Annotated in this window: 38 protein-coding genes and 1 riboswitch; of the genes, 17 read left to right on the top strand and 21 right to left on the bottom strand. The window is 50.4% G+C overall.

Annotation, left to right across the window (positions count from 1 at the left end; all coding sequences use genetic code 11):
• The 3 genes from lysC to AC3RPL_RS26125 form a co-directional block, all read right to left on the bottom strand.
• A partial coding sequence (gene lysC / locus AC3RPL_RS26135; RefSeq protein WP_490740821.1) for an Rz1-like lysis system protein LysC occupies nucleotides 1-256 on the bottom strand: 256 nt, incomplete at its 3' end.
• 306 nt (nucleotides 257-562) lie between these two features.
• Nucleotides 563-979 carry a structural protein gene (locus AC3RPL_RS26130; protein ID WP_490740747.1) on the bottom strand — a complete coding sequence of 139 codons (417 nt, stop codon included), beginning with the start codon at nucleotides 977-979 and terminating at the stop codon, nucleotides 563-565.
• Nucleotides 966-1,316, bottom strand: a complete 351-nt coding sequence (locus AC3RPL_RS26125) for a phage holin, lambda family (RefSeq protein ID WP_261666908.1) — start codon at nucleotides 1,314-1,316, stop codon at nucleotides 966-968. Before AC3RPL_RS26125 ends, AC3RPL_RS26130 begins: the two co-directional genes overlap by 14 nt.
• Before the next feature lie 194 nt (nucleotides 1,317-1,510).
• On the opposite strand from AC3RPL_RS26125, the gene AC3RPL_RS26120 reads away from it, so the two are divergent.
• From AC3RPL_RS26120 to AC3RPL_RS26110, 3 genes are all read left to right on the top strand, one after another.
• Nucleotides 1,511-1,963, top strand: coding sequence for an AcrIF11 family anti-CRISPR ADP-ribosyltransferase (locus AC3RPL_RS26120; RefSeq protein WP_490740746.1), 453 nt, complete (start codon nucleotides 1,511-1,513; stop codon nucleotides 1,961-1,963).
• A gap of 4 nt (nucleotides 1,964-1,967) precedes the next feature.
• Nucleotides 1,968-2,126, top strand: a complete 159-nt coding sequence (locus AC3RPL_RS26115) for a hypothetical protein (RefSeq protein ID WP_490740745.1) — start codon at nucleotides 1,968-1,970, stop codon at nucleotides 2,124-2,126.
• A gap of 586 nt (nucleotides 2,127-2,712) precedes the next feature.
• Nucleotides 2,713-3,723 (top strand): hypothetical protein, encoded by a 1,011-nt coding sequence (locus AC3RPL_RS26110; protein WP_490740744.1) that lies wholly within the window; start codon nucleotides 2,713-2,715, stop codon nucleotides 3,721-3,723.
• Nucleotides 3,724-4,133: 410 nt separating this feature from the next.
• Here the strand turns inward: AC3RPL_RS26110 and AC3RPL_RS26105 are convergent, their stop codons facing one another.
• The 14 genes from AC3RPL_RS26105 to AC3RPL_RS26040 form a co-directional block, all read right to left on the bottom strand.
• A complete protein-coding gene (locus tag AC3RPL_RS26105) occupies nucleotides 4,134-4,505 on the bottom strand; it encodes an antiterminator Q family protein (protein ID WP_490740742.1) in 372 nt (123 codons plus the stop codon).
• Nucleotides 4,498-5,523 (bottom strand): DUF968 domain-containing protein, encoded by a 1,026-nt coding sequence (locus AC3RPL_RS26100; protein ID WP_490740741.1) that lies wholly within the window; start codon nucleotides 5,521-5,523, stop codon nucleotides 4,498-4,500. The genes AC3RPL_RS26105 and AC3RPL_RS26100 overlap by 8 nt, the downstream gene beginning before the upstream one ends.
• A gap of 9 nt (nucleotides 5,524-5,532) precedes the next feature.
• The gene (locus tag AC3RPL_RS26095) at nucleotides 5,533-6,336 is read right to left on the bottom strand and encodes a KilA-N domain-containing protein (RefSeq protein WP_490740740.1); all 804 of its coding nucleotides are present in this window, start codon (nucleotides 6,334-6,336) and stop codon (nucleotides 5,533-5,535) included.
• Between the two features lie 80 nt (nucleotides 6,337-6,416).
• Entirely contained in the window at nucleotides 6,417-6,797 is a 381-nt protein-coding gene (locus AC3RPL_RS26090; protein ID WP_490740739.1) for a RusA family crossover junction endodeoxyribonuclease, read from the bottom strand.
• On the bottom strand, nucleotides 6,794-7,420 hold the full coding sequence (locus AC3RPL_RS26085; protein ID WP_490740738.1) for an MT-A70 family methyltransferase: 627 nt from the start codon (nucleotides 7,418-7,420) through the stop codon (nucleotides 6,794-6,796). Before AC3RPL_RS26085 ends, AC3RPL_RS26090 begins: the two co-directional genes overlap by 4 nt.
• Entirely contained in the window at nucleotides 7,417-8,244 is an 828-nt protein-coding gene (locus AC3RPL_RS26080) for a ParB/RepB/Spo0J family partition protein (protein WP_490740737.1), read from the bottom strand. The genes AC3RPL_RS26085 and AC3RPL_RS26080 overlap by 4 nt, the downstream gene beginning before the upstream one ends.
• The gene (locus AC3RPL_RS26075) at nucleotides 8,241-8,363 is read right to left on the bottom strand and encodes a hypothetical protein (RefSeq protein WP_490740736.1); all 123 of its coding nucleotides are present in this window, start codon (nucleotides 8,361-8,363) and stop codon (nucleotides 8,241-8,243) included. The genes AC3RPL_RS26080 and AC3RPL_RS26075 overlap by 4 nt, the downstream gene beginning before the upstream one ends.
• Nucleotides 8,363-8,806 (bottom strand): PerC family transcriptional regulator, encoded by a 444-nt coding sequence (locus AC3RPL_RS26070; protein ID WP_490740735.1) that lies wholly within the window; start codon nucleotides 8,804-8,806, stop codon nucleotides 8,363-8,365. The genes AC3RPL_RS26075 and AC3RPL_RS26070 overlap by 1 nt, the downstream gene beginning before the upstream one ends.
• The gene (locus AC3RPL_RS26065; RefSeq protein ID WP_490740734.1) at nucleotides 8,803-9,864 is read right to left on the bottom strand and encodes a conserved phage C-terminal domain-containing protein; all 1,062 of its coding nucleotides are present in this window, start codon (nucleotides 9,862-9,864) and stop codon (nucleotides 8,803-8,805) included. The genes AC3RPL_RS26070 and AC3RPL_RS26065 overlap by 4 nt, the downstream gene beginning before the upstream one ends.
• Complete coding sequence (locus AC3RPL_RS26060) at nucleotides 9,861-10,043, bottom strand: DUF4222 domain-containing protein (RefSeq protein WP_490740733.1); 183 nt, start codon at nucleotides 10,041-10,043, stop codon at nucleotides 9,861-9,863. Before AC3RPL_RS26060 ends, AC3RPL_RS26065 begins: the two co-directional genes overlap by 4 nt.
• Nucleotides 10,036-10,305: a hypothetical protein gene (locus tag AC3RPL_RS26055; protein ID WP_490740732.1), complete on the bottom strand. Its 270-nt coding sequence runs from the start codon at nucleotides 10,303-10,305 to the stop codon at nucleotides 10,036-10,038. Before AC3RPL_RS26055 ends, AC3RPL_RS26060 begins: the two co-directional genes overlap by 8 nt.
• Nucleotides 10,302-10,487, bottom strand: coding sequence for a hypothetical protein (locus tag AC3RPL_RS26050; RefSeq protein ID WP_490740731.1), 186 nt, complete (start codon nucleotides 10,485-10,487; stop codon nucleotides 10,302-10,304). Before AC3RPL_RS26050 ends, AC3RPL_RS26055 begins: the two co-directional genes overlap by 4 nt.
• Before the next feature lie 23 nt (nucleotides 10,488-10,510).
• A complete protein-coding gene (locus AC3RPL_RS26045) occupies nucleotides 10,511-11,035 on the bottom strand; it encodes a YmfL family putative regulatory protein (protein ID WP_490740730.1) in 525 nt (174 codons plus the stop codon).
• Between the two features lie 22 nt (nucleotides 11,036-11,057).
• On the bottom strand, nucleotides 11,058-11,261 hold the full coding sequence (locus AC3RPL_RS26040) for a Cro/CI family transcriptional regulator (RefSeq protein ID WP_490740729.1): 204 nt from the start codon (nucleotides 11,259-11,261) through the stop codon (nucleotides 11,058-11,060).
• A gap of 92 nt (nucleotides 11,262-11,353) precedes the next feature.
• Here AC3RPL_RS26040 and AC3RPL_RS26035 point away from each other — a divergent pair, with 92 nt between their 5' ends.
• The 13 genes from AC3RPL_RS26035 (at nucleotide 11,354) to AC3RPL_RS25975 (ending at nucleotide 18,709) form a co-directional block, all read left to right on the top strand.
• On the top strand, nucleotides 11,354-12,013 hold the full coding sequence (locus tag AC3RPL_RS26035) for a LexA family protein (RefSeq protein ID WP_490740776.1): 660 nt from the start codon (nucleotides 11,354-11,356) through the stop codon (nucleotides 12,011-12,013).
• Nucleotides 12,014-12,492: 479 nt separating this feature from the next.
• The gene (locus tag AC3RPL_RS26030) at nucleotides 12,493-13,080 is read left to right on the top strand and encodes a 3'-5' exonuclease (protein ID WP_490740728.1); all 588 of its coding nucleotides are present in this window, start codon (nucleotides 12,493-12,495) and stop codon (nucleotides 13,078-13,080) included.
• Nucleotides 13,077-13,508 carry a LysR family transcriptional regulator gene (locus tag AC3RPL_RS26025; RefSeq protein WP_490740727.1) on the top strand — a complete coding sequence of 144 codons (432 nt, stop codon included), beginning with the start codon at nucleotides 13,077-13,079 and terminating at the stop codon, nucleotides 13,506-13,508. Before AC3RPL_RS26030 ends, AC3RPL_RS26025 begins: the two co-directional genes overlap by 4 nt.
• A gap of 260 nt (nucleotides 13,509-13,768) precedes the next feature.
• Complete coding sequence (locus tag AC3RPL_RS26020) at nucleotides 13,769-14,206, top strand: hypothetical protein (protein ID WP_490740726.1); 438 nt, start codon at nucleotides 13,769-13,771, stop codon at nucleotides 14,204-14,206.
• Nucleotides 14,199-14,855 carry a hypothetical protein gene (locus AC3RPL_RS26015; protein WP_490740725.1) on the top strand — a complete coding sequence of 219 codons (657 nt, stop codon included), beginning with the start codon at nucleotides 14,199-14,201 and terminating at the stop codon, nucleotides 14,853-14,855. The genes AC3RPL_RS26020 and AC3RPL_RS26015 overlap by 8 nt, the downstream gene beginning before the upstream one ends.
• Nucleotides 14,852-15,043: a diguanylate phosphodiesterase gene (locus AC3RPL_RS26010; protein WP_490740724.1), complete on the top strand. Its 192-nt coding sequence runs from the start codon at nucleotides 14,852-14,854 to the stop codon at nucleotides 15,041-15,043. The genes AC3RPL_RS26015 and AC3RPL_RS26010 overlap by 4 nt, the downstream gene beginning before the upstream one ends.
• A complete protein-coding gene (locus AC3RPL_RS26005; protein WP_490740723.1) occupies nucleotides 15,040-15,522 on the top strand; it encodes a class I SAM-dependent methyltransferase in 483 nt (160 codons plus the stop codon). The genes AC3RPL_RS26010 and AC3RPL_RS26005 overlap by 4 nt, the downstream gene beginning before the upstream one ends.
• A 76-nt stretch (nucleotides 15,523-15,598) precedes the next feature.
• Nucleotides 15,599-16,147: a YfdS family phage-associated protein gene (locus tag AC3RPL_RS26000; RefSeq protein ID WP_490740722.1), complete on the top strand. Its 549-nt coding sequence runs from the start codon at nucleotides 15,599-15,601 to the stop codon at nucleotides 16,145-16,147.
• Complete coding sequence (locus AC3RPL_RS25995; protein WP_490740721.1) at nucleotides 16,137-16,547, top strand: hypothetical protein; 411 nt, start codon at nucleotides 16,137-16,139, stop codon at nucleotides 16,545-16,547. The genes AC3RPL_RS26000 and AC3RPL_RS25995 overlap by 11 nt, the downstream gene beginning before the upstream one ends.
• Nucleotides 16,540-16,956, top strand: a complete 417-nt coding sequence (locus tag AC3RPL_RS25990) for a hypothetical protein (protein WP_490740720.1) — start codon at nucleotides 16,540-16,542, stop codon at nucleotides 16,954-16,956. Before AC3RPL_RS25995 ends, AC3RPL_RS25990 begins: the two co-directional genes overlap by 8 nt.
• A complete protein-coding gene (locus tag AC3RPL_RS25985; protein WP_490740719.1) occupies nucleotides 16,949-17,287 on the top strand; it encodes a hypothetical protein in 339 nt (112 codons plus the stop codon). The genes AC3RPL_RS25990 and AC3RPL_RS25985 overlap by 8 nt, the downstream gene beginning before the upstream one ends.
• A gap of 50 nt (nucleotides 17,288-17,337) precedes the next feature.
• A complete protein-coding gene (locus tag AC3RPL_RS25980) occupies nucleotides 17,338-17,589 on the top strand; it encodes a pyocin activator PrtN family protein (protein ID WP_490740718.1) in 252 nt (83 codons plus the stop codon).
• Nucleotides 17,590-17,668: 79 nt separating this feature from the next.
• Entirely contained in the window at nucleotides 17,669-18,709 is a 1,041-nt protein-coding gene (locus tag AC3RPL_RS25975; protein WP_490742141.1) for a sugar porter family MFS transporter, read from the top strand.
• Nucleotides 18,710-18,826: 117 nt separating this feature from the next.
• Here the strand turns inward: AC3RPL_RS25975 and crcB are convergent, their stop codons facing one another.
• Nucleotides 18,827-19,207 carry a fluoride efflux transporter CrcB gene (gene crcB, locus AC3RPL_RS25970; RefSeq protein ID WP_490742066.1) on the bottom strand — a complete coding sequence of 127 codons (381 nt, stop codon included), beginning with the start codon at nucleotides 19,205-19,207 and terminating at the stop codon, nucleotides 18,827-18,829.
• Nucleotides 19,208-19,288: 81 nt separating this feature from the next.
• Nucleotides 19,289-19,361, bottom strand: a riboswitch (Fluoride riboswitch).
• A gap of 233 nt (nucleotides 19,362-19,594) precedes the next feature.
• Here crcB and AC3RPL_RS25965 point away from each other — a divergent pair.
• The gene (locus tag AC3RPL_RS25965; RefSeq protein WP_490742065.1) at nucleotides 19,595-20,623 is read left to right on the top strand and encodes an FUSC family protein; all 1,029 of its coding nucleotides are present in this window, start codon (nucleotides 19,595-19,597) and stop codon (nucleotides 20,621-20,623) included.
• Between the two features lie 33 nt (nucleotides 20,624-20,656).
• Here the strand turns inward: AC3RPL_RS25965 and mdtI are convergent, their stop codons facing one another.
• The 3 genes from mdtI to AC3RPL_RS25950 form a co-directional block, all read right to left on the bottom strand.
• Complete coding sequence (mdtI, locus tag AC3RPL_RS25960; RefSeq protein WP_034933745.1) at nucleotides 20,657-20,986, bottom strand: multidrug/spermidine efflux SMR transporter subunit MdtI; 330 nt, start codon at nucleotides 20,984-20,986, stop codon at nucleotides 20,657-20,659.
• A complete protein-coding gene (mdtJ, locus tag AC3RPL_RS25955; protein ID WP_490742064.1) occupies nucleotides 20,973-21,341 on the bottom strand; it encodes a multidrug/spermidine efflux SMR transporter subunit MdtJ in 369 nt (122 codons plus the stop codon). Before mdtJ ends, mdtI begins: the two co-directional genes overlap by 14 nt.
• A 401-nt stretch (nucleotides 21,342-21,742) precedes the next feature.
• A complete protein-coding gene (locus tag AC3RPL_RS25950) occupies nucleotides 21,743-23,035 on the bottom strand; it encodes an MFS transporter (RefSeq protein WP_490742063.1) in 1,293 nt (430 codons plus the stop codon).
• Nucleotides 23,036-23,338: the final 303 nt, after the last annotated feature.

Raw genomic sequence — 23,338 nt, 5'->3', positions numbered from 1 at the left:
CCCTGTCAATATTGCACTGGCCCACCAGCGCGATCAGGTCAGCATTCAGTGCAACGCTGTCGCCGTATGTCAGGACGGGCGCAATCTCCGGTAAATCAATTGGGCTTGTCAGCTGGGCTGGCAGGCTGAGATGCGGCTGCTTTATTGTCCTGTACTCCACCTGCGGCTTTTGCTGCGTCCCGCAACCTGTCAACAGCATCAGCGGGAACAGGAGCAACAGCGCACTTGTCAGCCGCGAGATAACGCTTGATTTCATTCTGGAGCTTCCTGTTCTGCTGTGCTGTGACAGCCCGTTGTTCTGCAACCTGAGACATAACCCCGTTTTGCTGCTGCACTGCTTTGGCGAGGTCGTTGACGCTGTCGGCCAAACCGTCATTCTTTGAGCGCAGATCGTTTATCTGGTTGTCTTTACTGTCCGTCAGTTGTTCAAGCCTGTGATTTGTTGCCTCAAGCTGGAGATTTCTGGCATTCAGCATCCAGAGCGCTCCGCAGATAAGCGCTATAACAATGAGGTGTGAATAGTTTCTGAAGAAGTTGATAACAGCCATGACGCCTCCTGTTTTCAGACGAGGTCGAGCGCCCGCACAAATACGTCAAATGCGTAGGGCTGACTGCCGTTCTCGTGTTTGATAATCGCCTGTAAAAGCGGAAAGAGTTTTCGTGAGTCGGTCAGGTCGATTGGTTTATCAGCATCAGTGCCTGTCGCCGTAGCCACGCTTTTGATATAAGCCGGAGTGTCATTCTCATTCGGTGGTGCCCAGCGCGTAATGATGCCAGTGATAGTTTTCAGACCGTATTTGCTCTGGTAATTTCGCAAAATGATAATCATCGCCCTGATACCGTACTCAGGCTTTGTAAACTGGCAGAACGACTTATCTGTGCGCTGAGCCTGTGGGACTAAACCTTTCCAGTCATCGCCCCAGCGAATATTTCCTGGATTGTTGTTGCGGATCCCGCGAGTTTTATCACTGCCCGTCATTAGCATCTCCTGATTTGCGGCTGATCCAGCCACGCAATTTTTCACTGATATAGTCATTACCCACGTAGCCGATATACACAGCGAAAACCTGTGCGGCAGCGTCGGGAATTGTCCAGTTCATGAGAGCACCGATAACCTGAAGTGTTGGCGCTGCGAAAAAGGCAAGTGCGCTGCATGACACAGCGTCGAGAACTCGTTTTGACCAGGGGCTTTTTGCATAGGCACTGCGCAGTAATGAAAACATACCGGCTACTCCCGCATATCCCCATTCTGTTTTATGGGCATAGAGCCACAACACCACGCTGGCCCAAAAGCCCGGATCGTTATCTGAAGACATGCTGTTACCCCGCCACCGGGATGATGGCGGCTTGCTGTTGGAAAGAAATTGCGCCGTCCCGAAAAATGACAGGAGATATCTGAGTGTGATTCGGGGGCGCAAAAGAAAAAAATAAAGAATATATAGTAAAATGCTTTACACTAAGCATAAAGCGTTTTACTATACATACATCGACGACAAACTGGATAATCAACATGAAACTCTTTCACGGCTCACACAGCAAAGCAGCACCGGTTATCAAAGTTGGCGCTTTCGCAATGACTGGCGATAATGTTTTTGACGGCGTGTTTGCATCACAGGATAGTGAAATTGCTGGCTCTCACGGAGAGCATGTGCATTCTTATGATGTTTCGAGCATTGCTGACAACTCATCTCTCAACGAGCGAATTAATGATGTTGTTGAATTCCTGCGCACTGAATTAGAAATTGATGAGGTTGAAGATCTGGCTGAAGCCATCGTTGACGATAAATGCGACGATTCTTTTGCTGATATCCTTTCCCCTCGCTCTTGCACAAATGATGCAAGCTGGGAAATGCAGCGCTTACGCGGTCGTGTAGCTGCTCATCTCGGATTTGATGCGGTCGAAATGGAAGACGAACACGGCAGTTCATATCTGATCGTAAACCCAAAAATTATTGCGGAGTAATCCCATGCCGTTACTGCAATACATTGAAGAGAAGTTTGACGGCAATCAAGCCGAATTTGCCCGGCATGCAGGCGTAATGAGCCAGCAAGTTACGCAGTGGATCAAGAAAGGATTCATCGTCGTAAACGGTACGCTGTATAGCCCCCGTAGGGATATAAGCTAATAAAACACCCCGCGCCTTAAGCTAATTTCCGCATTTGTCGATGCCGGGGTGAATTAGATGTCCGCAACGTGACAACCACGTACAGACGAGTTGACAGTTATGGTTGCGGCTCAATCATGGTGCTCAGTACGAGGAATCGAACCCCGGTCTATCCTGCTTACCGAGCTGATTAATGTGTGGCGGCCAGTGCTGATCTCCGGCTTTGTGCGGAACTCCTGAGGGTCGCATAATCCCGCATCTCATCGTAGTAAATCAGTGACCCATCTGGTTTGAAATACGCCCTTCACGACAAACGCATCAGTCTACGCATTCACCACAACGAAAAGCCGCCTTTTTCACAACACGAGTACATCGCACCGCGATACCACGTCAGGCAGCTTATCTGTTGTGCAGAAAGCAAAAACCCCGCCGATTGGCGAGGTTTCAATGTTAAGCGGTGTGTCAAAGTAACCACTCTTAGCAGGTTACAACACTTTTTGCGTAACGCAGTAGAATTATTTATATTTATCGCGGTTTTTTGACAAATCTGGTACTGCCCCTTGTGGCAATCATCATGTCCAGTTAACAACGAACGGAGAATGGAATCATGGCGCGTAATATAGCCCCCGGATATTGTGTGGTGGAAAGGCCCGGTACGCTGGATTACCAGGCGCGGGAACTGTTCAGGGATATTCGCTCCCCTGCTACCCAGCTTTTTATGAAACTCAATGCGGATACACAGTATCTGAAGCCCGGACAAATACTGATTGTGGCTGATCCTGATACACCTACTCAGCTCACAATGCATATGCTCAACACGCTTCGGCAGGCAAAGAATCAAACCAATTCCGCATTTATTGGTGTGGACACAGAGGCCGCCAGTTTTATGCATAAACATTATGGGATGATTGCCGCGCTGACCGGTGCCGGAGACAAGATTTTCAGCACCGCAGGTGATGCGGGTGAACGCTATTTCAGGGCCATTGAGCAGACACTGAAAAAAATTGAGGTCAGCTATCAGAATCAGTTCCGCACTCAGGGGACGCTTATCAGCCAGCAGTTTTTTGTCGAGCGCAATCAGCTGTTGAATCAGCTAAAGGAGCTGGTCAACAAGCCGCTGTTAAAATCGCTGGCCCGCTATACAGTTAAATTCCGCCAGTATGAAAATCTGAAGCGGGCGTTAAACCTGTCGAGTAAATCCATTGTGCATGAGTGGTCAACGTCAGGGCTGAGTGGTATTCCCGGTTATTCCTATTATGTGGGTAATGCGGCCAGAGCAGCGCGTTACATGAAAAATGGAGGGCTAATTGGGATTGGATTCGGTTTCGCCGGAACGACAAATGATATAGCAGAAGCCTGCGCGAAAGGGCGTGAAGGCGATTGTGGTAAAATCGCAGTGAGAGACTATTCAAAATTTGCTCTTACTACAGGCGGCGGAATGCTGGGTGGTGCATGGGGTAGCTCTGCCGCGTTAGCTGGTTGTGCTGCTATTGGAATAGTGACAGCAGGCACCGGGGGTGTCGCATGTGCTGTTGTGGGGTCAGTTGCAGGGGGATATGCTGGTAGCTCAGGCGTAGAGACAATAGTTAACAAAGTAATTGAATATTATGATAACTAACAAATTATTGGCTGGTACATCGTTATTTTTCGGGGGGATGGGCTGCTGTCTTCTTATTGTGTCACTTATAATTTATGCATTAAAACGATACGATTATTACGAATTAGTATCTGCCTATAGAGAAAAATACGATTTTCCCGGCCCCTGCATCTTTTTTTATACGACTGGATTCTTTGGGTATTTCCGGTCTTAAGGTTCTTCATAAAATTAAGTCACAGAAAAAAAATAAGCTTCATGGCAAACAACGATCCCGGATATGCTTTCTTTGATGATAAGAACATAAAAATACATAACTGGATGAAGGTTTATTCTTTCCTGTGGTTTGCTGCTACAGCATGCTATCTCTTATTTGCTTTTTTCGGTCTGCTTTTACCATAATTATTAGAGTGGCCCTTATGTGGGCCACATTTTCAGAACGAGTGATCCATCTCCAGCTCAACATCCAGCATTGACAGACACCCGTCGATAAATCCCTCAGCCATCTGAAACTTTATGCGGATCATGCCCTCTGACAGCTTCAGCTTTCTGCCCAACGCCCGCTTTGAAATATCCCTTATGTAATGGTCCACCAGCAACGCATATTCATCAGGGCGCTTTTGTTTCAGTCTGCCCACACAGGTATCAACAATCATCGCATCATTGTCTGTGCAACTAATGCTGCTGGCATTCTCAGGCAGCAATCCTTTGAATCCACCCGCTATCGCTGAGTACCCAACCTCGCTCTCAATCCGATGTTTTGACCAGTTTCCCCAGCGCTCAAGCACAAGCTGAATATTACGCATCCTTACCTCCTGAATTCTTTCTACCCGTAGCGATAACCCCGATAGCCAGCGCTCTGTCGAGAATGCGCAGCAGCAATTCTGGCTGAGTACCATAACGCCGTTCGAATGCGTTAGTATCAGCATGCAATTCATCGTGGTGTTTTCTGCACAGCGGCAGTGTGAAAAGGTCATGGGTTTTGGTTGCCATTCCGCCCTGCCCGTATCCGATCAGGTGATGAGGATCGTCAGCCTGCTTCCCGCAACATAAACAGGGCTGAGCCTTAACCCAACGGGTGTACGGCTCATTTACCCATCGCCTGCGTTTGGGACGCAACATGAACGATTCAGGTGTTTCCGGGTCAATGGCTAATTCAACAACCTGTTTAGCCACTTCCTGCAAAATATCGCTGGCAGGTCTGTATGGTGCTATTGCAGACTCTTTCAAAACACCCACTAACGGTGCAGGCTTCGGCAGTTTCAGCACCCGCCGTGCCGGGGATTCTGGCATCAAATCAATAACGTTGTTGAGCGTTGCCCACCAGCAGAGTTCGGGCAGCGATAACTGATGACCTTCCGGCAATGACAGAGCCAGTCGTACTGTATGCATCACCCACTCAGCAGCATTCTTCCTGGAAAGCTTTACCACGCCATCAGCAGAAACCATCTCGCGGAGCTGGTTATCATGATGGAAACACAAACGCACAACGCCATGTTGTGTAATCAGGGAGGTATCATCTTTGCTGTGATAATCATCTTTCCACTGACAACCCCGCTGAGTCATCAACCAGAATTCCATAGCTGATTTACTACCCGCAGCCAGTATCACTTTTTCATTGCACAGAAATTCGAAAATCGCGGGATCATCCATCAGCGGCTGGTCAGCATCAGAAACAGCACCTACCGGCAGGTCCGCCATAAATTCTGGTACGGAACTGACCAGAATGCGACGATGGCTGAACACCGGCCACAAATCCCGGCCAGGCTTCAGCAGAACCATCCCCAATTCATTCACACGAAACGGGGTTAATATTGCTCTCATGCCTACCCCTTAAACAGCTGTCGAAGTAAGCATCAGACGGATAAGTTCATCCGATTTCGATGTGTAAAAATGCGGCTGTGTTTCACGCGGGCTTTTCGGATTGGTCACGTTCTTCGCGTAAAGCAAACCTCTGGCAGTGACACACCAGAAACTTTTTTGCCCGTTGCTGGCGTTGCGAGAATTGCTTGGCCGCGTCAGACGTTCTACCAGTCCAAGACGTTCGAGCCGCCGATACGCTTCACTGGTGGTTACATCCAGGCGCTTATCACGAAGGAGAGTGGTTAACGAGGTTGTTGGCCTGCTGGAGCCATCCTGTGATCCTGCTGGTGCATCGATGGCGTACACAGGCATCATATCTGGCAGACCGGCAAAATCCTGAAGTTTCTGGTATGCGCCAAGTTTGGAAGAGTTTGAGAAGTTAAGCATGCGGGCTGCTGATTCGAGCAGAATGACGCCAGCCTGAACCTGGTCTGTTTTTTGACTGATAGCCTGACCAGATGCAACAGCGTCAAATGTCCGGATGACTTTCAGATTGAATGATGGGCTGATCCACATAGCGTAGGCAAAGACCAGTTCTTTACATACGTATGTACCCTGACCTGCCCCACCACGAATTGACTCTACCGAAGCGATGCTCATATCTGAGCAACGGTCAATTTCTGCACAAAGCTCTTTAATATTGTCCTGGCGAAAGAAGTTTCCGGGCTTATGCCGTTCCTCTCCTCCTGAAGCGCGGTGTAAATCATTCAGGCAATAGCGACCTGATTTATCCAGACGGACAGAAACGCCGTCAATTACGAGTAACTGATGCATTGTTTTCTCCCTTGTTTTCAGACTGCCACCGTCTGCAAACGAGTGGCAATTCACTGATCAAATGTACATGTTGTGTTCTGTCAGAGCAACCCTGGCGACTCCTGTTGTTGATGAAATTCGTTGATCGTTACTTCCACCTTGCCGTGACATGTCACGCTGCCCCACTCCACCAGCATCCGCTTGATTTGACTGTCGTCAGCCCACACGCCAGCGTGGGTCAGACCATCAAACAGCGCCTTCTGAAAATTATCTAAATCACGTTTAGCGCGGGTCGGCGGGTACAGGATGACATGAACATCAATATCGTGGGTTATTGGCTGTGGACGACGCTTTAGCTGTGCATACACTGATGCTATCGCATTCGTTCGGTATGTGCGCCCTCTTGCGCTGATTAGCGTTCCCTTCCCTGTGGAACGCCAGTAACCATTTACGCTGGGCGGGAATGGTAAAGTCAGCTTCAAACCACTCTCCCAGGCACCAGTTGAATGCTGTTATCACACTCATTACCCCATATGTGCCAGCCATCAGCAGGACGGCGGGCGAACAGTTCAATGCGTGGAACATCCCCGTAAAGCTGCTCAAGCCTGAATCTGGCCTCTGCCGGTTTAGTGCTGTGTTCACCCTGGCAGGAATAGATCACCTGCTTTACCGATTTGCTGGCACGTTCCAGACCATTTCCGCAGACGGCCACCAGCGCAGATTCCTGATTTCCCCGCGTATAATTTCCGGGATTCATGCGGGTTTCTGCGTTGAGCATATCAAGCAGTTCTGTGAAGTCGTAAACCGTTTGCTCATTCAACGCTTTGTTGAAACGCTCCTCTGCCCTTGCGTTAAACTTTACCCAGGTGAAAAGGAACATCTGACGGACGTCAAACCCCCATGCCTCGGCAAGTTCTCTTGCCTCCTCATCATGTGTGCCGGTATACCACATAACCAGCACTGCGTTTTCTGCTGACAGCTCCCACACAGGGAGCCGCTTCAGTTCAGTCAGTGTCATCGTGCTGTAATGGTTATCTGCCGCGCCACGGCTTACCGTGTTGCCATACTGCCAGGGAGGATCGGCGTATATCACGCTGTATTTCATGATTCAGCCCCTTCCGCTTTTTCCGACTTCCCCTGAAAATCACGGAATTCGGCAATAATCCCCATAGCCTCCAGATAAATATCATCAGCCGCAGTGTAACCATCATCATCAAATTCGAATGCAGCCATCAGCTCCACCAGTCGCCTCGCCTTAATGGCGTTAAACTGAGGAATAGCAGAAGCTCTGGTGAGCCTCTTTTTCCCTGCGGCTTTAGCTTTTGCCAGTTCGTGTGTGGCGACCGTTCCCGCCTTAACCCCAAACTCTCGCGACATTGATACCGCTGTGGTTGCGGCCACCTCTCCTGTCCTGACCATGCTGATTAGTTCGTCACCACATTCCAGCAGCTGCAAATGATGCTCAACATCAGCTACAGACCGCTTGACCTTTTTCGCCACTTCCCCTTCAGTAAAGCCCTGATTCATCAGGCGCTGATAAGCCGCTGCGCGTTCCAGTGGGGACAAGGCCTTCCCTTGTGAACTTGTCACCATCAGTGCAATGCGATCAGCCTCCGTGCCTTTCGCATCTTTACACTCAAGCCTCGCCACTTCATGGCCCCTTTCGGTTGCCATAACTGCACCGTAGTAACGGTGGTGACCATCAATGATTTTCAGTCCCTTTTCCGTTACCTGGACAACCAGCGCAGGAATTTCTTCACCCGCAATAAATGCCTCGCAAAACTCCTGAACGTGCTGTTGGTCAATCTCTCGGACGTTGTAACCCGGCTCCACATAAAATTCTTTCAACCCGGCAAAATAAGTTTTACGTGGAACAATATCGGTATTTGAGTCATCGCGATTTTTATGAACTATTGACAGTGAACTCATGCGATTACCATCTCCATAGCCAGGGTAAATACCACCAGCGCGATCAGCACTATTGAAGTGCGAATGCTGTGATAAAAAATTTCGTTTCTGAGGAAATGCGCTTTCAGTTTCTGTTGCATCAGTCCCTCCACATATCTGTTACCGGGGCGCTGTAAACACGCACCCCTGACGTCTCATAGCTGACGCCATAGTGACCACGCATGATGCAGTGTTCACGGCGGGCTGTTGCCTTGTCCCTCGCTGCCTCATCCTTCGTCGCGTCCATCGCCATCAGCCACTCACGCGCAGCACGACGCCACAGATTCCTCTTTTCCAGGTCTTCAGCGATACAGCGATGCTGCCGGTATTTCTCGCCCAGGGTCGCGCGGTCAGATTCTTCAGCCAGCCGGTAGAAAAACGGATGCGTTTTAAAAACGCTACGAACCACAACTTCCTCAACGGATAATTCACTCATCAGCGGCTGAACCAGACGACGCGGCACACCCGATCCATCAGCAATTTGTGCAGAGGTACAACCAGGGTTTAAACGAATAAATTCGATAACCTTCTCACGAATATTCACGCGGCATTCCCTCCATTCAGGCGCTGGGAGCAGTCTTTCCATATGCTGTTCCAGCGGCTTACCGCGAAACTGGTATTCATGCTGCGTACACCGGCCTTGCTGGCCTCAGCTTTGACGGTCTGCTCCAGATTGCTGGGATTTCTCAATGGCTTTGCGCTACCGATGAAACGACGCCAGGCGGCATCACGTTCTGTGTGATCCTCGCGTCTGCCACTGATGCTTTCACCATTTCCCCGCACCCATTCCCCGTTTACGCAGGCTGGGCGACCGGCTGATTGCCAGTTTTTTGCCCCGGTCAGATATCCCTGAAATTTTGTCGGCTGGAACATTGTCACCGGCCTGAGATACTCAGCCATTTGCAGATCGCCGCGCCACTTCGCGTTGAGATAATCTGTCGTCAGGATCAGTTCATCAGCGGTAAAACCTTCTGCCAGCCTGGCCCGCATATTTTCCAGCGATGTCCTGCTGACCTGATAACGCTGACCTGTTACCTGATTCAGATGGGCCAGAACCTGTTTAGCCATGTCAGTCAAAATCACTTCAGGGTCGGACTGCGCAGCAGGCTGACAAATAGTTTTTTTATCTGATGGATCATGTTTTGAATTTACTGACGGATCGTATCCAGATTCTGGAGGGTCAAAACGGGTTTTATCTGCGTTTTCTGACGGGTCAAAATTTGATGCATCAGATTTTGATGCTTCGGAATCTGAATAGTCAGAATTTGATACGTCAGATTTTGATGCTTCAGAATCTGGAGTGTGAGATAAAGCCGCATCTCTCAACTTTTTGACGTTCAGCTGATACATGTTTGATGCATTACGGTTGCCCTTTCTTCGTGCCGTTCGGATCAACCATCCATCCTGCTCAAGACCTGCAATAGCCTTGCTGACAGTGCTGGAACCAGCGCCAATCTGACGCGCAATTGTGGCTACAGACGGCCAGCACAGCCCCTCATCACTGGAAAAATCAGCAAGCCGCGCCATAATCGCCACGCTGGTGATCTTCATCCCTGATGACGCGCAGCCATCCCATACGTAAGCAGATAACTTAACGCTCATAGCACCCTCTCAAATTTCTTCTTCCAGTCCCTGCGAGGGCATACACATTCATACTCATAACCTTTCCGGCGATAGATAACGCGCTGGTTAACCGTATCAATGCCAATAGTTTCAACGATGGTGCCGTGATAGCGCTCACGATAGGTTGCCTGCCAGGGTTCGATGTGTTCCTCATCCAATCAAGCCCCCTGCCTGCTTTTTGCGGCTGCGAGTTGTCTTCACTGGCTTGCTGACCTGATCACGTTTAACTGTGTGCATATAGGCATATTGTCGGGCCATATACAGACAATCGTCATACATCGCGCCCTTTCTTGACGCCTGCGAACAGGTACGGTAATGATCGACGCCTTTTCTGGCTCCGATGACGGCTAAATCCTTTGGATAACCATCATTGATAAGCTGCTTTTCGATGTTTTGATGAATAAATTCAGTGGGGTTCATTGCTGCCCCCCCAGCTTGTTAAATTCGCTCCAACGGGACTCGACATCTACCCTGGGCAGATCGCGCTGGTAGTTGTTAGGCAGCGGCGAACCGGGTATATTTTCTACATAGACAAACGCGCCGCCAGGCAACACAAAGACGCGCAATTGCGGAATACCAGCTTTTACGAGTAAACTGTTCAAGTGTTGATTCTCCCTAAGTTTCATCACAACCCACGAGGGCCAGAGGCTGCAACCTGCTGGCCCTCAACTTTTCTGTTAGCTACCAAATCAATCGCATCTGCCTGAACGCCATGTAATGCAGCCCACGCCAGAAAACCCTTTATCGTGTAGCGGACAGAATTCATTACCTGCTGACTGATGTGCTTCAGCTCCTGCTTATCAATAACGCCATCTTCCTCCGCATCGATTTTTGCCTGTGCAACCTTCCCTTGTGCAGCGTCAGCTCTTAACTGAATGCTAAACAGTTCAACGTTGTCGATTTCTTCAGGTATCGGATTGTTGACCACCAGCATTCCAAATTGCCCTGCAAAATAATCCGCCAGGAACGGATAGCCAACGATAAGCTGCAAAGCGGACATATGCTGAATATCAAAAAACCTGGTGCCATTTTTCATGTGCAGACGGTTATTGAACTCCGAGAAAGTCATTCCCAACTGATCTGCAATTTGCGTATTCGTGAATTGACTATCTCTGCACACACGGATAACTAATTTTTTTAGATCCACCATTTTAATCACCAGCTGGTAGTTATCAGGCTTTAACTGATCGTTTATGGTGTTCAGCGTAAAGCTTAGGCTCATAACGCAACACACCCTTTGTAATGCGCTCAAGACGCATCGCCTGCTTTTCTGGGATTACGACACCCCACCGAGAAATTGCGGGGTGCCTGATACCCAAAGCTTCGGCAGTTTTTACAACTCCACCGAAGTACTTAATGACAAGGTCTTTATACATTTATGGTTCCTCTTTTAGAATTGAATGAAGGTAACAAAAGTTACATCATTACGCAAACATCTTTTACTCTAGATTCGCGTAACATTGGTTACATGAAAACAGATATGAAAGACCGTATAAGACAACGGCGAATCCAAATGGAATACAGCCAACAAGCGCTAGCTAATCTGCTTAGTGTTAGCCGTGTATCTGTAACCAAATGGGAGAGCGGGGCTGTTAAACCGGCTGGTGAAAATCTGCACCATCTGGCTAAAGCCCTTTCATGTACTCCTGAGTGGCTGCTCTACGGTACAGGTGATCGTGTCCAGGATGACACAAAGCTAAAACCTATTACCCCCCCCATAATAACGGTTCCTGTCATATCGTCAGTTCAAGCTGGGGGGTGGACTGATTCATATGCCGCTGCAAGGCTAGTTGATGTAATAAGATGGTGCTCTACTACTGTGAAGGTTACTGAAGAAGCGTTTGCACTGGATGTAAGAGGCGAATCTATGACAAACCCAAACGGATACCCAAGTATCCCAGAAGGGTCAACCGTTATAGTTGAACCGAGTTATGGGTCTTTTGATGATTTAAACGGGAAAATAGTTGTGGCTGTCATTGATGGCAGTTCTGACGCCACTGTAAAAAAAATGGTCGTTGACGGTCCCTACCGTTATTTAATGCCTCTAAACCCTCAATTTAAGCCAATTCAGTGTGATAACACTTGCCGCATTCTTGGCAAAGTAGTACAGGTACTTCAAGAGCTTTAATCCCACCCCCCTTGTTCTAAGGGGTTATACCCCTAAATCCTTTCTGTAACTTTTGTTACCACGCCTATTGACACCAAAGGTAACTTTTATTACATTTCAATTGTGAGTTACAGATAAAAAAGTTTACACCTATAACCCACGAAACGAATGCTGTGTTGTCTTGACGGTTACAGGGTACGCCTCACCAGGGAGATCAATAGCCCTGCTAACCGTCCTTTTTCATATCAGGTAAGAGCGCTTGTCGGGTGTGTCTGGCGCACCAAAGAGGCGATGAACGCTCTTACCGATGTGAACGTATCCGGTGATAGTCAGGTCCGATCCCCCTGATGCAGGTTCGACTCCTGCCGCTCCTTCAGTCTGAAGGGAGAGTCTGGCTGTGGTGCGTTGCAGCGCCCACCAGCCAATTTAATACGCTTGAGCTGAACGAATTATTACCAATTCTGGTAAGGGATTCGTGCAGCCTGAAAACAGGAAATTATATGCACAACGTGATGATTGACTTAGAAACATTGGGCAATAAACCAACCGCCCCCATTGTAGCCATTGGAGCTGCTTTCTTTGACCCGGCAACCGGTAATGTCGGTGCAACTTTCTCAGTAATTGTTCTTCTCAATAGCGAAATGGCCCTCGGTGCCGTTCCTGATGCATCCACAATAATTTGGTGGATGATGCAGAGTACTGAAGCCCGCGCAGCTATATGTGACAGCGAAGCCAAAAGTATTCTGGTAGCCCTGCACGAATTGAATGCTTTCATTAAAGCTAACCGCGTGGGTAAGTCGGTCAAGGTATGGGGTAACGGAGCTTCATTCGATAACGTCATTCTCCGCGCTGCATATCATCGCGCCAATATCCAACCATTCTGGAATTTTTACGACGATTTAGACGTCAGAACCATTGTTGAAATCGGTCGCCGTTTAGGTATTGACCCTAAGCGAGAAATCCCCTTTACCGGTGAACGGCACAATGCCCTTGCAGATGCGCTTCATCAGGTCCAATACGTTTCCACGATTTTCCAACACATTGATGCTATGGAACTTTCTCAACTCAATGAAGGTGCTGCGAAATGAACATTGATACCAGTGTTTTGCGGGGGCTTCTGCTCATCCACAAAAGGGGAACTTTCCTTGCTGCTGCAACTGAACTCAATCGCACACAGTCCGCACTGTCACAGCAGATGGCGCTATTTGAAGAACAGCTTGGTAAGCCTCTCTTTATCAGAAAAGGACGGAATAAGGTTCTGAATGATGAAGGGCTGCGGGTATACAAAATTGCGGAAGCGATTATTGACCTGGCAGACGAAATTAAAAACCCCAGCACTGACTCAATGCAACGACAGTGGATGGCTGAAGGTGCCCGCAATGTAGTGGTGGCGCTTAAGGCTTGCGAAGATGAATTCCCTCAAGAGTCAATTGATATCGTTCACGAATGCGAACTTATTGCAGAAGGTGTAGCCGCCCAACTCCGCGCCGGTGAGCAGGGAGGCGACCATGCATAAGTGTCAACAATGCGGTAAATACGCCGGAGAGCCGAAGCCTGTCGCTATCGGTGATAAATGTAACTTCACAATCACAACAACCAATGGGCGCAGTACACGCCACCGTGTGGCAACAGGACGATTATTGCAAACAGGTGATTGGGGTTATTCAGTTAGCTACCGTAAAAATGTTTATCGGTGTGATGTGATCGCCCATCCAGATGACCCCAGCCCGATTAGCCTGGCGATGTGCGGTCTGTGCGAGTGCGTGGGAGGCGACCATGCGTGATTCAATAGCCATCCCAACAGAGTTTTACCAGATAGCCAAACACCTGCGTGAGCAGGATAACCGCTGTACTGAACAGCCAATGTTTGTCGTCTTCCAAAAACAGGAAATCATCGGCAGTGATGAGCATTCGCCTAGCCGCATTGCATGGGTCTGGGAAGGCGAAGAGGTTGCCCCCCTCAAAGCCCTTAGACTGGAACTGCTTTATCAAGATGGGCGGGATACTCGCGGATATGACCGGTACGCAATGCAGGAAATCGACGTGTTTGTCACGGCATGTTTTACAGAGTCAGGGTGCAAGGAATATCTGCGACGCAATGGGCACAACCTGAGACTTCCGTTCATCTATGCCGATGGTTCGTATCGTAATGATGAATATCGCGTTATCCGAAACTGGTTAATGTCATTGATCGCGGGAGGCGACCATGCGTGAGCGCCCTATTATCTTCAACGCTGAAATGGTCCGTGCAGTTCTTGACGGTCGAAAGACGCAGACGCGCCGGATCGTCAAAGGTGTCCCATCAGCCCATGATTTCCAAGGCTGGGTTTTAAGTAGCACCTGCCCGAAAGATGAAAGTAAGGCCTGCTGGGCCATTGGTAAATCACCGATCCTGAATAAGCCAATCCGTGTTCGTTGCCCGTTCGGTGCAGTAGGTGATCGCCTATGGGTGCGTGAGACTTTCCGTGTGCACAGCCGGGCAACTGACGTGGCCACACTGGTTTATAAAGCCAGTGAGCAGCAAAGTTGGACCCAGCAGACGCACCGTGTGCCAATTGAGAAATGCCATAAACCAGCTGTGGTCGATAAGTGGACGCCATCAATCCACATGCCGCGCTGGGCATCCCGTATAAAGCTGGAGATTACTGGTGTTCGTGTGGAGCGGCTAAACAGCATGACGGAGCGAGATGCTATTGCCGAGGGCTGCATTGGAGGCCACAACTCGATACCCGGATATCATTACAGCGCCACGCCACATGAGCACTTTCATCATGTCTGGCAATCCATCTATGGGGCTGACAGCTGGGTGGCTAACCCGTGGGTATGGGTGGTTGAATTCCGGCGCACGGAAGGTGATTCATGAATATGGGTGAGCAAATGCAACCTGTTGTCGATGAGGTTAACCATATCACGGGCGGTAATCCAGACGAGTCGATCAAACTCCTGGCACTGGTTATTGCTGAATATATGCTCGGCATTGAGTGCACAGAAGGCCAGATTTCGACACCCGATTTCAACATATCTATTCAAATAAGTGGCGGTGCCTCATGAACCAGCGCCCTATTCTCGACATGTGCTGCGGTAGTCGAATGTTTTGGCTTAATAAAACGGATCCTCGCACCGTTTTTGCTGACATTCGCAGTGAGTCACACACTCTTTGCGACGGACGTCCGCTACATATTACGCCGGACGTTATTGCTGATTTTCGCGCTCTGCCATTCCCTGACGATTCATTCTCTCAGGTTGTTTTTGACCCTCCTCATCTCGTTCGAGTCGGTGAAAACGCCTGGATGGGTAAAAAATATGGACGCCTGAACCGCTCGACATGGCAGGAAGATATCAGACAAGGATTTGTTGAGGCGTTTCGTGTACTGCGGCCACAAGGAACTCTCATCTTTAAGTGGAACGAAACGCAGATACCAGCCAGCCAGATAATTGCCCTGACGGACCAAGAGCCGACAGTCTGGCAACGTACCGGCAAGGCCGACAAAACTCACTGGATTCTATTTCTGAAGGGGTCAGATTCATGAACCAGCGCCCATACGACAAAACACTACCGCTCAGCCAGCAGCCGTGGCTGTTCAGTAACCCGGGGAGGAAGCCAGCATGACAATTACAGCTAATGAAATGCGCGGGATTTTGAAGGGTAAATGCCTGCCGGGTGACCTGCGTGTGAATGAGGAAATACCAGATTATCTGGCCCGTAAGTTTGCTATACAGGCGGCGCGAATTGCTGAGCAGCAGGCGGTTATCGACCAACGCAATGGAGAGTGCGCCAGACTTATAACGGAACTAAGTGTCGCAACTGAGCGTGTCGGGATCAATTTTGACAGGGCCATAACAGCAGAGAACGAGCTGGCGGCGCTGCGGGAACAGGAGGCAGTTTTTCAAATAGAGGTCTCAGGCAATCACTGGCTAAACGCTGGTCCAGTTGACGACGCTGATTTCACAGGTCTTCCAGATGGAGTTAATAAACTATATGCCAACCCCATGCCCGCCCGGGTTGCTGTGCCGGGTAGTGTCGCTGACATTACTGAAGCAAATAAGCACACAGCAGGAAATGCCTATGAACTCCATGCATGGATGCGAGGCGCTAACTGGATGCGCGCTGAAGTGCTGCGCCTCAACAGCGGGAGTAAGAGCGATGACGAATGAAGAACGGCTGGCGCTGATCGGACTTTGCCGCATTGAGATTGAACGCTGGAAGGTTGCCTCTGAATCTGTGCCAGAGAAGGTATACATGGTTGAGCTAATGGAGATAGCTCTCGCCTCGCTGCAGGCTGAGCCAGTTGATCGCATTGTTGATGATGGATGCCAACAGCAAATAGGTGATGTCCAGGTCAGCGACCATGTTAATTGCGTTTGGCCGATCGGCTTGCAATTCTACACCACCCCGCCCACGCCAGCAGATAGCGATCTGATATGTGCCATAAACAGGCTGCTTGATAGCGATGGCTCTTGCGGTACTTTCAGCGCGATTGAATGTTCAGATGCGCGGCAAGAAGTTGAGCGGTTGCTGGCAGCAGCGCCGGAGCCGGGAGGTGATGATGAGTGATGTTGATGCACCAGATGATTCAGAAAACGTACTGGCGTTTACAAAGAGGTTCGATAGCAATTCAGATATCAGGGAAATGCGTAATTTTGTCAGAGAACCCAATCCAGCAAACTTGCCACGCCATTGTAGCCACATGAATATTTTAGTTGATGATCCCCATCGAATGCTGACTTGCCGCAGGTGTGGTGCAGTGGTAGATGCCTTTGACTGGATTAGCAAGGTTACGGATGGTGAGGATAAGGTTGATTGGGAGCTGAAAAGTCTTAGGCAAGAAATTAAGGACCACAGGGAAGGCCTGGAAAAACTAAAAAGGGAAGATATTAATTGTCGTGCACGTATAAAAAACGCTCAGTTCAAGCTAAATGATATCAACACTGCAATCTACCGTGCGGAGAAAGACAATGACTAAATCACCCGCAGAAAGAAAAGCCGCACAACGGGCCAGACAAACCGCTGCCGGTGAATATAAGTTAGAGGTCATGCTCGACTCTCAGGAACTGGCAATGCTTGATTATGACTGTGTGGCCAGACGCCCTGGACGTGAACCTTATGACAGGACGGAATTAATCGCATTAATGATCCGTAAATATCATGCCGAATTACTGAATTCTCATGAGGAACTAAGCAAACGGAAATGCAAAAAATGTAATGAATCATTACCCGTTCAGGATTGTTGCTTTAAAAAAGAGTCAGAATGCTGGGTAACTCTGGGTTGGCACGAAACCAAATTATCTGTGTGACACGTCACGATATAAATACCGTTGCAGCGGTGAAACTTAGGGTAAAACGAATGAATACAATCTTTCTTCTCATGGCCGAATTCGAAACATCAACCATTCCGCTTGCAGTTGTGGCTGAGCGCTATCTTGGAATGAAACCTGCGACAGCAGATAAAAAGGCCGGATGCGGTGATTTGCCACTTCCAACTTTCCGCATAGGTGATAGCCAAAAATCCCCACGCATGGTTCACGTCAGTGATCTGGCAGATTTCATTGATATAAAGAGGAAAGAGGCAAAGCAAGAACTTAAAAGGATGCAATAAGTTTAGCTGCCCGGCACCCCAATAGCACCCCTAAAAAATATAACTTATTGATTTTTATTTGTAGTATGCCCCATCGAGCATTGCAGAGATTGTTCCGGCCAATCGTCGCTGGCAGTTTGTCACGCTTCAGGAACTGATGATTGTCTCCGGCCAGCTGATCGCCTACACCAGCAACGCAGCGATCAATGAAGTCTGGGGCGGAGAAACCACCTGGCGCTGGATGCTGGGGGTCGCCTGCGTCCCGGCGGTGATTTTATGGGTGGGTATGCTGTTTCTGCCGGATACGCCACGCTGGTACGCGATGCACGGGCGCTACCGCGAAGCCCGTGACGTGTTGGAACGCACGCGTCATTCCCGCATGGTTGAGCGTGAAATGAATGAAATCCGTAAATCGATGGATCCGAAAAGCCAGAAAAATGCCCGGCGGCAGAAAACCATTTCCGTGTGGATTAAGCGGCTGGTGGCGCTGGGAATTGGTATTGCGATGCTGCAACAGCTGTCGGGGGTGAATACCATTATGTTTTACGCGCCGACCATGTTGCAGGCCACCGGGCTGGGCACCAACGCCTCACTGCTGGCAACCATCGCTAACGGCGTCATTTCAGTCATCATGACCTTTGTGGGCATTATGCTGCTCAGCCGGTTTGGCCGCCGACCGCTGCTGCTGGTCGGCCAGATTGGCTGTACCTGTACGCTGCTGGCGATTGGTCTGATTACCTGGCTGATGCCAGAAACGGTCGATGGTCATCCTGATGTGCTGCGCAGTTATCTGGTGCTGGCCGGGATGCTGGTATTCCTCTGCTTTCAGCAGGGTGCCCTCTCCCCGGTCACCTGGCTGCTGCTGTCAGAGATGTTTCCGATGCGTATTCGCGGCATGGCAAACGGAATCTCGGTGTTTGCCATGCAGATGACCAATTTCTCCATTGCCTTTATGTTCCCGATCCTGCTGGAAACCTTTGGCCTGACCATGACATTCTTTGCCTTCACAGCAATTGGTATTGCAGGCGGGATTTTTGCCATCCTCTTTGCGCCAGAGACCAGAGGTAAAACGCTGGAACAGATCGAAAAACACTTCAAAAAACACCTTCAGGATGATCCTGCGCCCCAGACGATTGTTTGAGTAGCACAACGCGCCACGGATGGCGCATCCTGCCGCTGATGTCCCTGCCGTCAGGCAGTTGCCCGGTTGACAGACATCCTTCCAGAGCGGGAGAAGCCAATGGGTTTAGCCGTGGTTTTATCCCAGCAGCAACGTCATCAGCCAGAACCCGGCAAAGGTCATCAACAGCGACCCCACCACATGGGTAAAAACAGAGATCATTGCCCACAGCATCTTGCCGGTCTGTATCAGCGTGACAATTTCCAGCGAGAATGTAGAGAAGGTGGTCATGCCACCGCACAATCCGGTGGTAATCAGCAGCTTCCAGGCCGGATCGATCTGCGGATTGCGCAGAAACCAGGCCATCGCCGCACCGATAATAAAGCCGCCCACCAGATTGACCAGCAGCGTACCCGGCGGCAGTTCAGGAAACAACGCATTCAACCGGATCCCCAGCAGCCAGCGGACCACACAGCCCGCAGATCCCCCAATAACGACGGCAATTAAAGATTTGATCATCATGTCCTCAAGACGTTTACAGAGAGGGGTGTCAGGCAGGCGACAGGCACCTGAACCCCATCCTCTTCATAGTGAAAAGATGCGATATCAGGCGTCATCAGCCCCGGCCGGGCGGGGCGGTTGGGAAAGGTGGAACACCATCACCTTGCGCAACAGCCTAAACAGCACTTCAGCGTTTTGCAAACCTTCTGTGCCTGATGCCCGAAAACGCGGGCCGGAGTGAGGTCGAACGGCATGAAGGTCGCTGATTCTTTGCGCCATGCGCTTTCCTGCACCTTTTAAGGGCGATCGCGCTGTTCGTTTCGACACCCTCAGTCGCGCGTCTTGCCAAAAACCATTTACCTCTGCAAGATCGCTTTTTTCCGCCGCCGGAGATGCTGTTAATTAATGCGCCCTGCTCCTCAGTTACGACACGATATCCTGCTGGGCCTGTGCTGCCTGCCAGCCATCATCGCCATCTGCCTGGCCGGTTTTCTGTTAAATCAGGTCTCCGCCGCCAGCGTGATTGCCAGCGGTGCTTTGACGCAGGCCTTCGGCGCAAACAAAACCTGGGGTGACTCGTCGCTGTCGCTGCTGCTGGTGACCACCTCAGGGCTGGCGTTCTCCTGCTGGCTTGGCTGTCTGGCTGGCAACCTGTTGCCGCTCTATATCGCCGGAGCCATGCTGTATGCCGGACTTTATGTCGCGATGGCGGATGTCGACAGCAGCGCCTGGTGGATGCTGTTGCAGTGGTCCATCGCTTATCTGGTATCAGGTTACTATGCGGGCGGGCTGGAACATGCGGCCATGCGTGCTGCAATGACCGGTGCAGGCGGCCTCGTCCAGATGCTGTTTCTGGCGCTGCTGTTTCGTCGTTTCAACTTTCAACGACACGACTTTAACCCGCGTTACTGGCTGAGCTTTTTACGCGCCACCACTCATGACTATCACCATAAGATCCATCTGCAATGCTCGGTTATTTTTGCCTTGCTGACCATGTGCCTGGTCCTGACCACGGTGGAACTTTTGCATCTGAAAAATGGCTACTGGGCGGGAATGACGCTGCTGTTCTGCCTGCGCAATCACTATCAGGATACGCTTTCACGCGTGCGGGCAAGAGTGTCGGGGACCCTGATCGGCAGTGTGGTAGCCGCGATACTGATCCACTTCTGGCATACGCCATTATTGCTGACCTGTGGATTTATCCTCTGCGGGTTTATCGCGTTTACCTTCTCTTACTCGCTGATTTCAAAATCTTATTTTGTCTTCAGTTTTTTTGTCACCCTGATGGTGGTGTTTATGATTGCCAGCCTGGGGATGTCGCAAACGGCGGTCGCGGCTCACCGTCTGGAAAATACCGCCCTTGGCGGTGCTTTTGCTTTATTTGCCATTATCCTCACCCGCCTGTTTACCCGCAGGTCGCTGAATGACGACTGAACGGCCTTGCCACATGGCAGGCCGTCCGCTTTTTCATGCCAGCTTCAACATCACCATTCCCAACAGCAGCAAGGCCAGTCCTGCCCAGCCTTTGGCATTCAGCTTTTGCCCAAACAGGATCCAGCCTGCTGAAATCGTCATGGCGACACCGAAACCGCCCCACAGCGCATACGCTACGGAGAGATCGATACCCTTTACTGCCTGCCCCAACGCACTGAAGGCGGCTAATACGCAGAGGATTGAACCGACCCCATAAACCGGCCGCCGGAAACCTTCAGACCATTTCAGGGCAATATTCGCAATAATCTCCAGCACAATGGCGAGCGCCAGCCAGAGCAAATGGACAACATCACCGGCTGGCATGACTGACCTCCTGAGCGTGGCCGGCCTTTTCCGGCGCAGGGGAACCCGATTTAATCAGCCAGATACCGCCGATCATCACCGCCAGGCCAGCCAGTTTTAACGGGCTGAGCACCTCTTCAAATACCAGAACGCTGCCAAGGGTGATCAGCACAATACCAACCCCTTCCCACAGGGCATAAGCCACGCCGAGGGCAATGCGTCTGACCGCCAGTGAAAGAAAAATATAGGAAAGGGTGATCATCAAATACATTGCGGCGTGACCTGATAAGTTACCGCTGACGCTGGCGTATTTCATCGACAGCGTGCCAGTCACTTCCGCCAGAATGGCAAAAGTTAAAAACAACCAGTATTTCATTTTCTCTCCGGAAAAAATGATGAATTCAGAAAACAGCGACAGAGTTGCGGCACGAACAGATCGCCACAAAAAAGTCTGTTGAAGAAATAACGTGGGAGAGAATGCCTAAAGGCCACTACACCAGTGATGTTCACTGGAAAGAATGGCTGACAAAAACAGCCGGGAGGAGGAAGAGTTAATACGGGCTTTATTCATAATCATCATGATTACCAGTCAGCGGTCCGTTGAGATCCTTACGGAGCGGGATATGTCCTCTGTGTATTTGGCTAAAAGAAAAGTAAAATGTCGCATGATAGTAATCAAACCGGGCAAACATCGTCAAACAGTTCTTTCAACGAAAGAATGTTTCATCAGGCTCTGGCTTGAGTGCCGGGCCTGATGAGACGCATTTACCGTCGGGCTTATTTTTCCGCGACTTCCGGTTGCTCCTCTTCGGTATTCACCATCGTCGCCTGAATCTCCTCTTCGGCAATGGTAGGATTCAGTGCGGCAGCGAGCGGCGAGCTGGTCAGGCTGTCTGGCATCGCGACATGCGGAATGGCCGCATCACTCGTCTCCGGTTGCACTCTGGCATGAAGCTGACTGATTACGGCAATGCCGATCCCGCAGAGACAAAAGAAGCCATAAAGCAGATTGCCGCCCAATGGTTGCATCAGCGCACCGGTTACCAACGGACCGATACAGGCTCCGACACCAAAGGCCATCAGCAGGCAGGCGGTCAGCGAAACACGGCGTTCCGCCATCACACTGTCGTTTGCCATCGCCACAATCAGTGGATAGAGAGAAAACTGCATCATGCTGGTGATGAAGGCGGCCAGCACCACCCACCAGAAATCAAACCGAAAGGGCAGCATCAGTGGCAGCGCAGCCAGCGCATACAGTAACGCCGTACACAGTAACAGCCGGTGCCGGTCCGTTTGGTCCGAAAGCCAGCTGAGAGGAAACTGCGAGATCAAGCCGGCAAAAATGGTGATCCCCATAAACAGGCCAGTTTGCTGGGTGCTGAAGCCCAACAGGCTGGTGTAGACCGGCGTCATACCGTAGAACGCGCCGACGGCCATGCCAGTGATCAGAATGATCAGCAGAATTTTAGGGATGGTGCGGAAAAAATAGCCCAGCTCCATAGGAGCAGGCGTCATGGGCTGCGCATTGGTGCGGGTGGTCAGGGCGATGGGAACCAGACAGAGCGCAAAACAGAGAGCCACAATCAGCAAACTGCTGCTGCCGGAGCCAATCTCCGTCATCAGGATAATCTGTCCAAAGGAGAGCCCCAGATAGGTTGCGGCCATGTAGAAACCAAAAATCATTCCACGCTGTTCGGTTTCCGCCTGATCGTTCAACCAGCTTTCCAGCACCATATAATGGCACATCATGCACAAACCGATAATCAGGCGCAGAAAAATCCACATCGGCAGATAGTCGGTAATGCCATGCCCCAGTACCGAGGCGGTGACAATTCCGGCACAGGCCACATAGGCACGGATATGCCCGACACGGGCAATCAGGTTGTGCCCGACTTTGCCGCCGATCACCAGCCCTATGTAATGGGCGGCGGTGATGCCGCCAATCAGGCCGCCGCTGACCTGCTGGTGGGCCAGCCGCAATGAGACGTAAGTCGTCAGCAGGCCGGAACCAAGCAACATCAACAGGGTGGTGGTATACAACGGTAAAAAAGTGCCAAGGACTTTTTTCATTATGGCTCCCTGTCGTCTGCGTTCCGGGAAAAGATCTTTCGAACCAGAACTGTAGTCGTTCTTTCCGGTCAGGGGCAAGGTTGCCTGACGGCTTGCGGAGTATTCTCAGGTGAACAGCCGTCACATCGACGAAGATCCTTGCAGGCCGCTATCGCCCGGCCTCTCTTCTTGCTGTCATGTTCACCGCGCTGGCGGTGATAAGGTCGGCGTATCGACAGGGTGCATCCGCCGGGCGTCATTCACTGGTATGCAGGCTCTCTGCTGATGAGTGCAGCGAAGCAGTCGGCGCATGATAGCGGCTGG

This window comes from Erwinia papayae, assembly GCF_058241465.1.
The sequence above is the reverse complement of the archived record's forward strand: the minus strand, read 5'-3'. Positions and strand labels throughout refer to the sequence as shown.

Excerpts from the sequence above, each read along its gene's own strand:
- AC3RPL_RS26040 (WP_490740729.1), bottom strand. The coding sequence starts at position 11,261 with ATGTATAAAGACCTTGTCATTAAGTACTTCGGTGGAGTTGTAAAAACT.
- mdtI (WP_034933745.1), bottom strand. The coding sequence starts at position 20,986 with ATGCCAGCCGGTGATGTTGTCCATTTGCTCTGGCTGGCGCTCGCCATT.
- AC3RPL_RS26020 (WP_490740726.1), top strand. The coding sequence starts at position 13,769 with ATGCGTGATTCAATAGCCATCCCAACAGAGTTTTACCAGATAGCCAAA.
- AC3RPL_RS26025 (WP_490740727.1), top strand. The coding sequence starts at position 13,077 with ATGAACATTGATACCAGTGTTTTGCGGGGGCTTCTGCTCATCCACAAA.
- AC3RPL_RS26085 (WP_490740738.1), bottom strand. The coding sequence starts at position 7,420 with ATGAAATACAGCGTGATATACGCCGATCCTCCCTGGCAGTATGGCAAC.
- AC3RPL_RS26125 (WP_261666908.1), bottom strand. The coding sequence starts at position 1,316 with ATGTCTTCAGATAACGATCCGGGCTTTTGGGCCAGCGTGGTGTTGTGG.
- AC3RPL_RS26055 (WP_490740732.1), bottom strand. The coding sequence starts at position 10,305 with ATGAACCCCACTGAATTTATTCATCAAAACATCGAAAAGCAGCTTATC.
- AC3RPL_RS25950 (WP_490742063.1), bottom strand. The coding sequence starts at position 23,035 with ATGAAAAAAGTCCTTGGCACTTTTTTACCGTTGTATACCACCACCCTG.
- AC3RPL_RS26110 (WP_490740744.1), top strand. The coding sequence starts at position 2,713 with ATGGCGCGTAATATAGCCCCCGGATATTGTGTGGTGGAAAGGCCCGGT.
- AC3RPL_RS26030 (WP_490740728.1), top strand. The coding sequence starts at position 12,493 with ATGCACAACGTGATGATTGACTTAGAAACATTGGGCAATAAACCAACC.
- AC3RPL_RS26045 (WP_490740730.1), bottom strand. The coding sequence starts at position 11,035 with ATGGTGGATCTAAAAAAATTAGTTATCCGTGTGTGCAGAGATAGTCAA.
- AC3RPL_RS26115 (WP_490740745.1), top strand. The coding sequence starts at position 1,968 with ATGCCGTTACTGCAATACATTGAAGAGAAGTTTGACGGCAATCAAGCC.
- AC3RPL_RS25980 (WP_490740718.1), top strand. The coding sequence starts at position 17,338 with ATGAATACAATCTTTCTTCTCATGGCCGAATTCGAAACATCAACCATT.
- AC3RPL_RS25965 (WP_490742065.1), top strand. The coding sequence starts at position 19,595 with ATGCGCCCTGCTCCTCAGTTACGACACGATATCCTGCTGGGCCTGTGC.
- AC3RPL_RS26105 (WP_490740742.1), bottom strand. The coding sequence starts at position 4,505 with ATGCGTAATATTCAGCTTGTGCTTGAGCGCTGGGGAAACTGGTCAAAA.
- AC3RPL_RS26010 (WP_490740724.1), top strand. The coding sequence starts at position 14,852 with ATGAATATGGGTGAGCAAATGCAACCTGTTGTCGATGAGGTTAACCAT.
- crcB (WP_490742066.1), bottom strand. The coding sequence starts at position 19,207 with ATGATCAAATCTTTAATTGCCGTCGTTATTGGGGGATCTGCGGGCTGT.
- AC3RPL_RS26000 (WP_490740722.1), top strand. The coding sequence starts at position 15,599 with ATGACAATTACAGCTAATGAAATGCGCGGGATTTTGAAGGGTAAATGC.
- AC3RPL_RS26100 (WP_490740741.1), bottom strand. The coding sequence starts at position 5,523 with ATGAGAGCAATATTAACCCCGTTTCGTGTGAATGAATTGGGGATGGTT.
- AC3RPL_RS26005 (WP_490740723.1), top strand. The coding sequence starts at position 15,040 with ATGAACCAGCGCCCTATTCTCGACATGTGCTGCGGTAGTCGAATGTTT.
- AC3RPL_RS26095 (WP_490740740.1), bottom strand. The coding sequence starts at position 6,336 with ATGCATCAGTTACTCGTAATTGACGGCGTTTCTGTCCGTCTGGATAAA.
- mdtJ (WP_490742064.1), bottom strand. The coding sequence starts at position 21,341 with ATGAAATACTGGTTGTTTTTAACTTTTGCCATTCTGGCGGAAGTGACT.
- AC3RPL_RS25990 (WP_490740720.1), top strand. The coding sequence starts at position 16,540 with ATGAGTGATGTTGATGCACCAGATGATTCAGAAAACGTACTGGCGTTT.
- AC3RPL_RS26120 (WP_490740746.1), top strand. The coding sequence starts at position 1,511 with ATGAAACTCTTTCACGGCTCACACAGCAAAGCAGCACCGGTTATCAAA.
- AC3RPL_RS26065 (WP_490740734.1), bottom strand. The coding sequence starts at position 9,864 with ATGAGCGTTAAGTTATCTGCTTACGTATGGGATGGCTGCGCGTCATCA.
- AC3RPL_RS26035 (WP_490740776.1), top strand. The coding sequence starts at position 11,354 with ATGAAAACAGATATGAAAGACCGTATAAGACAACGGCGAATCCAAATG.
- AC3RPL_RS26015 (WP_490740725.1), top strand. The coding sequence starts at position 14,199 with ATGCGTGAGCGCCCTATTATCTTCAACGCTGAAATGGTCCGTGCAGTT.
- AC3RPL_RS26080 (WP_490740737.1), bottom strand. The coding sequence starts at position 8,244 with ATGAGTTCACTGTCAATAGTTCATAAAAATCGCGATGACTCAAATACC.
- AC3RPL_RS26130 (WP_490740747.1), bottom strand. The coding sequence starts at position 979 with ATGACGGGCAGTGATAAAACTCGCGGGATCCGCAACAACAATCCAGGA.
- AC3RPL_RS26075 (WP_490740736.1), bottom strand. The coding sequence starts at position 8,363 with ATGCAACAGAAACTGAAAGCGCATTTCCTCAGAAACGAAATTTTTTAT.
- AC3RPL_RS25985 (WP_490740719.1), top strand. The coding sequence starts at position 16,949 with ATGACTAAATCACCCGCAGAAAGAAAAGCCGCACAACGGGCCAGACAA.
- AC3RPL_RS25995 (WP_490740721.1), top strand. The coding sequence starts at position 16,137 with ATGACGAATGAAGAACGGCTGGCGCTGATCGGACTTTGCCGCATTGAG.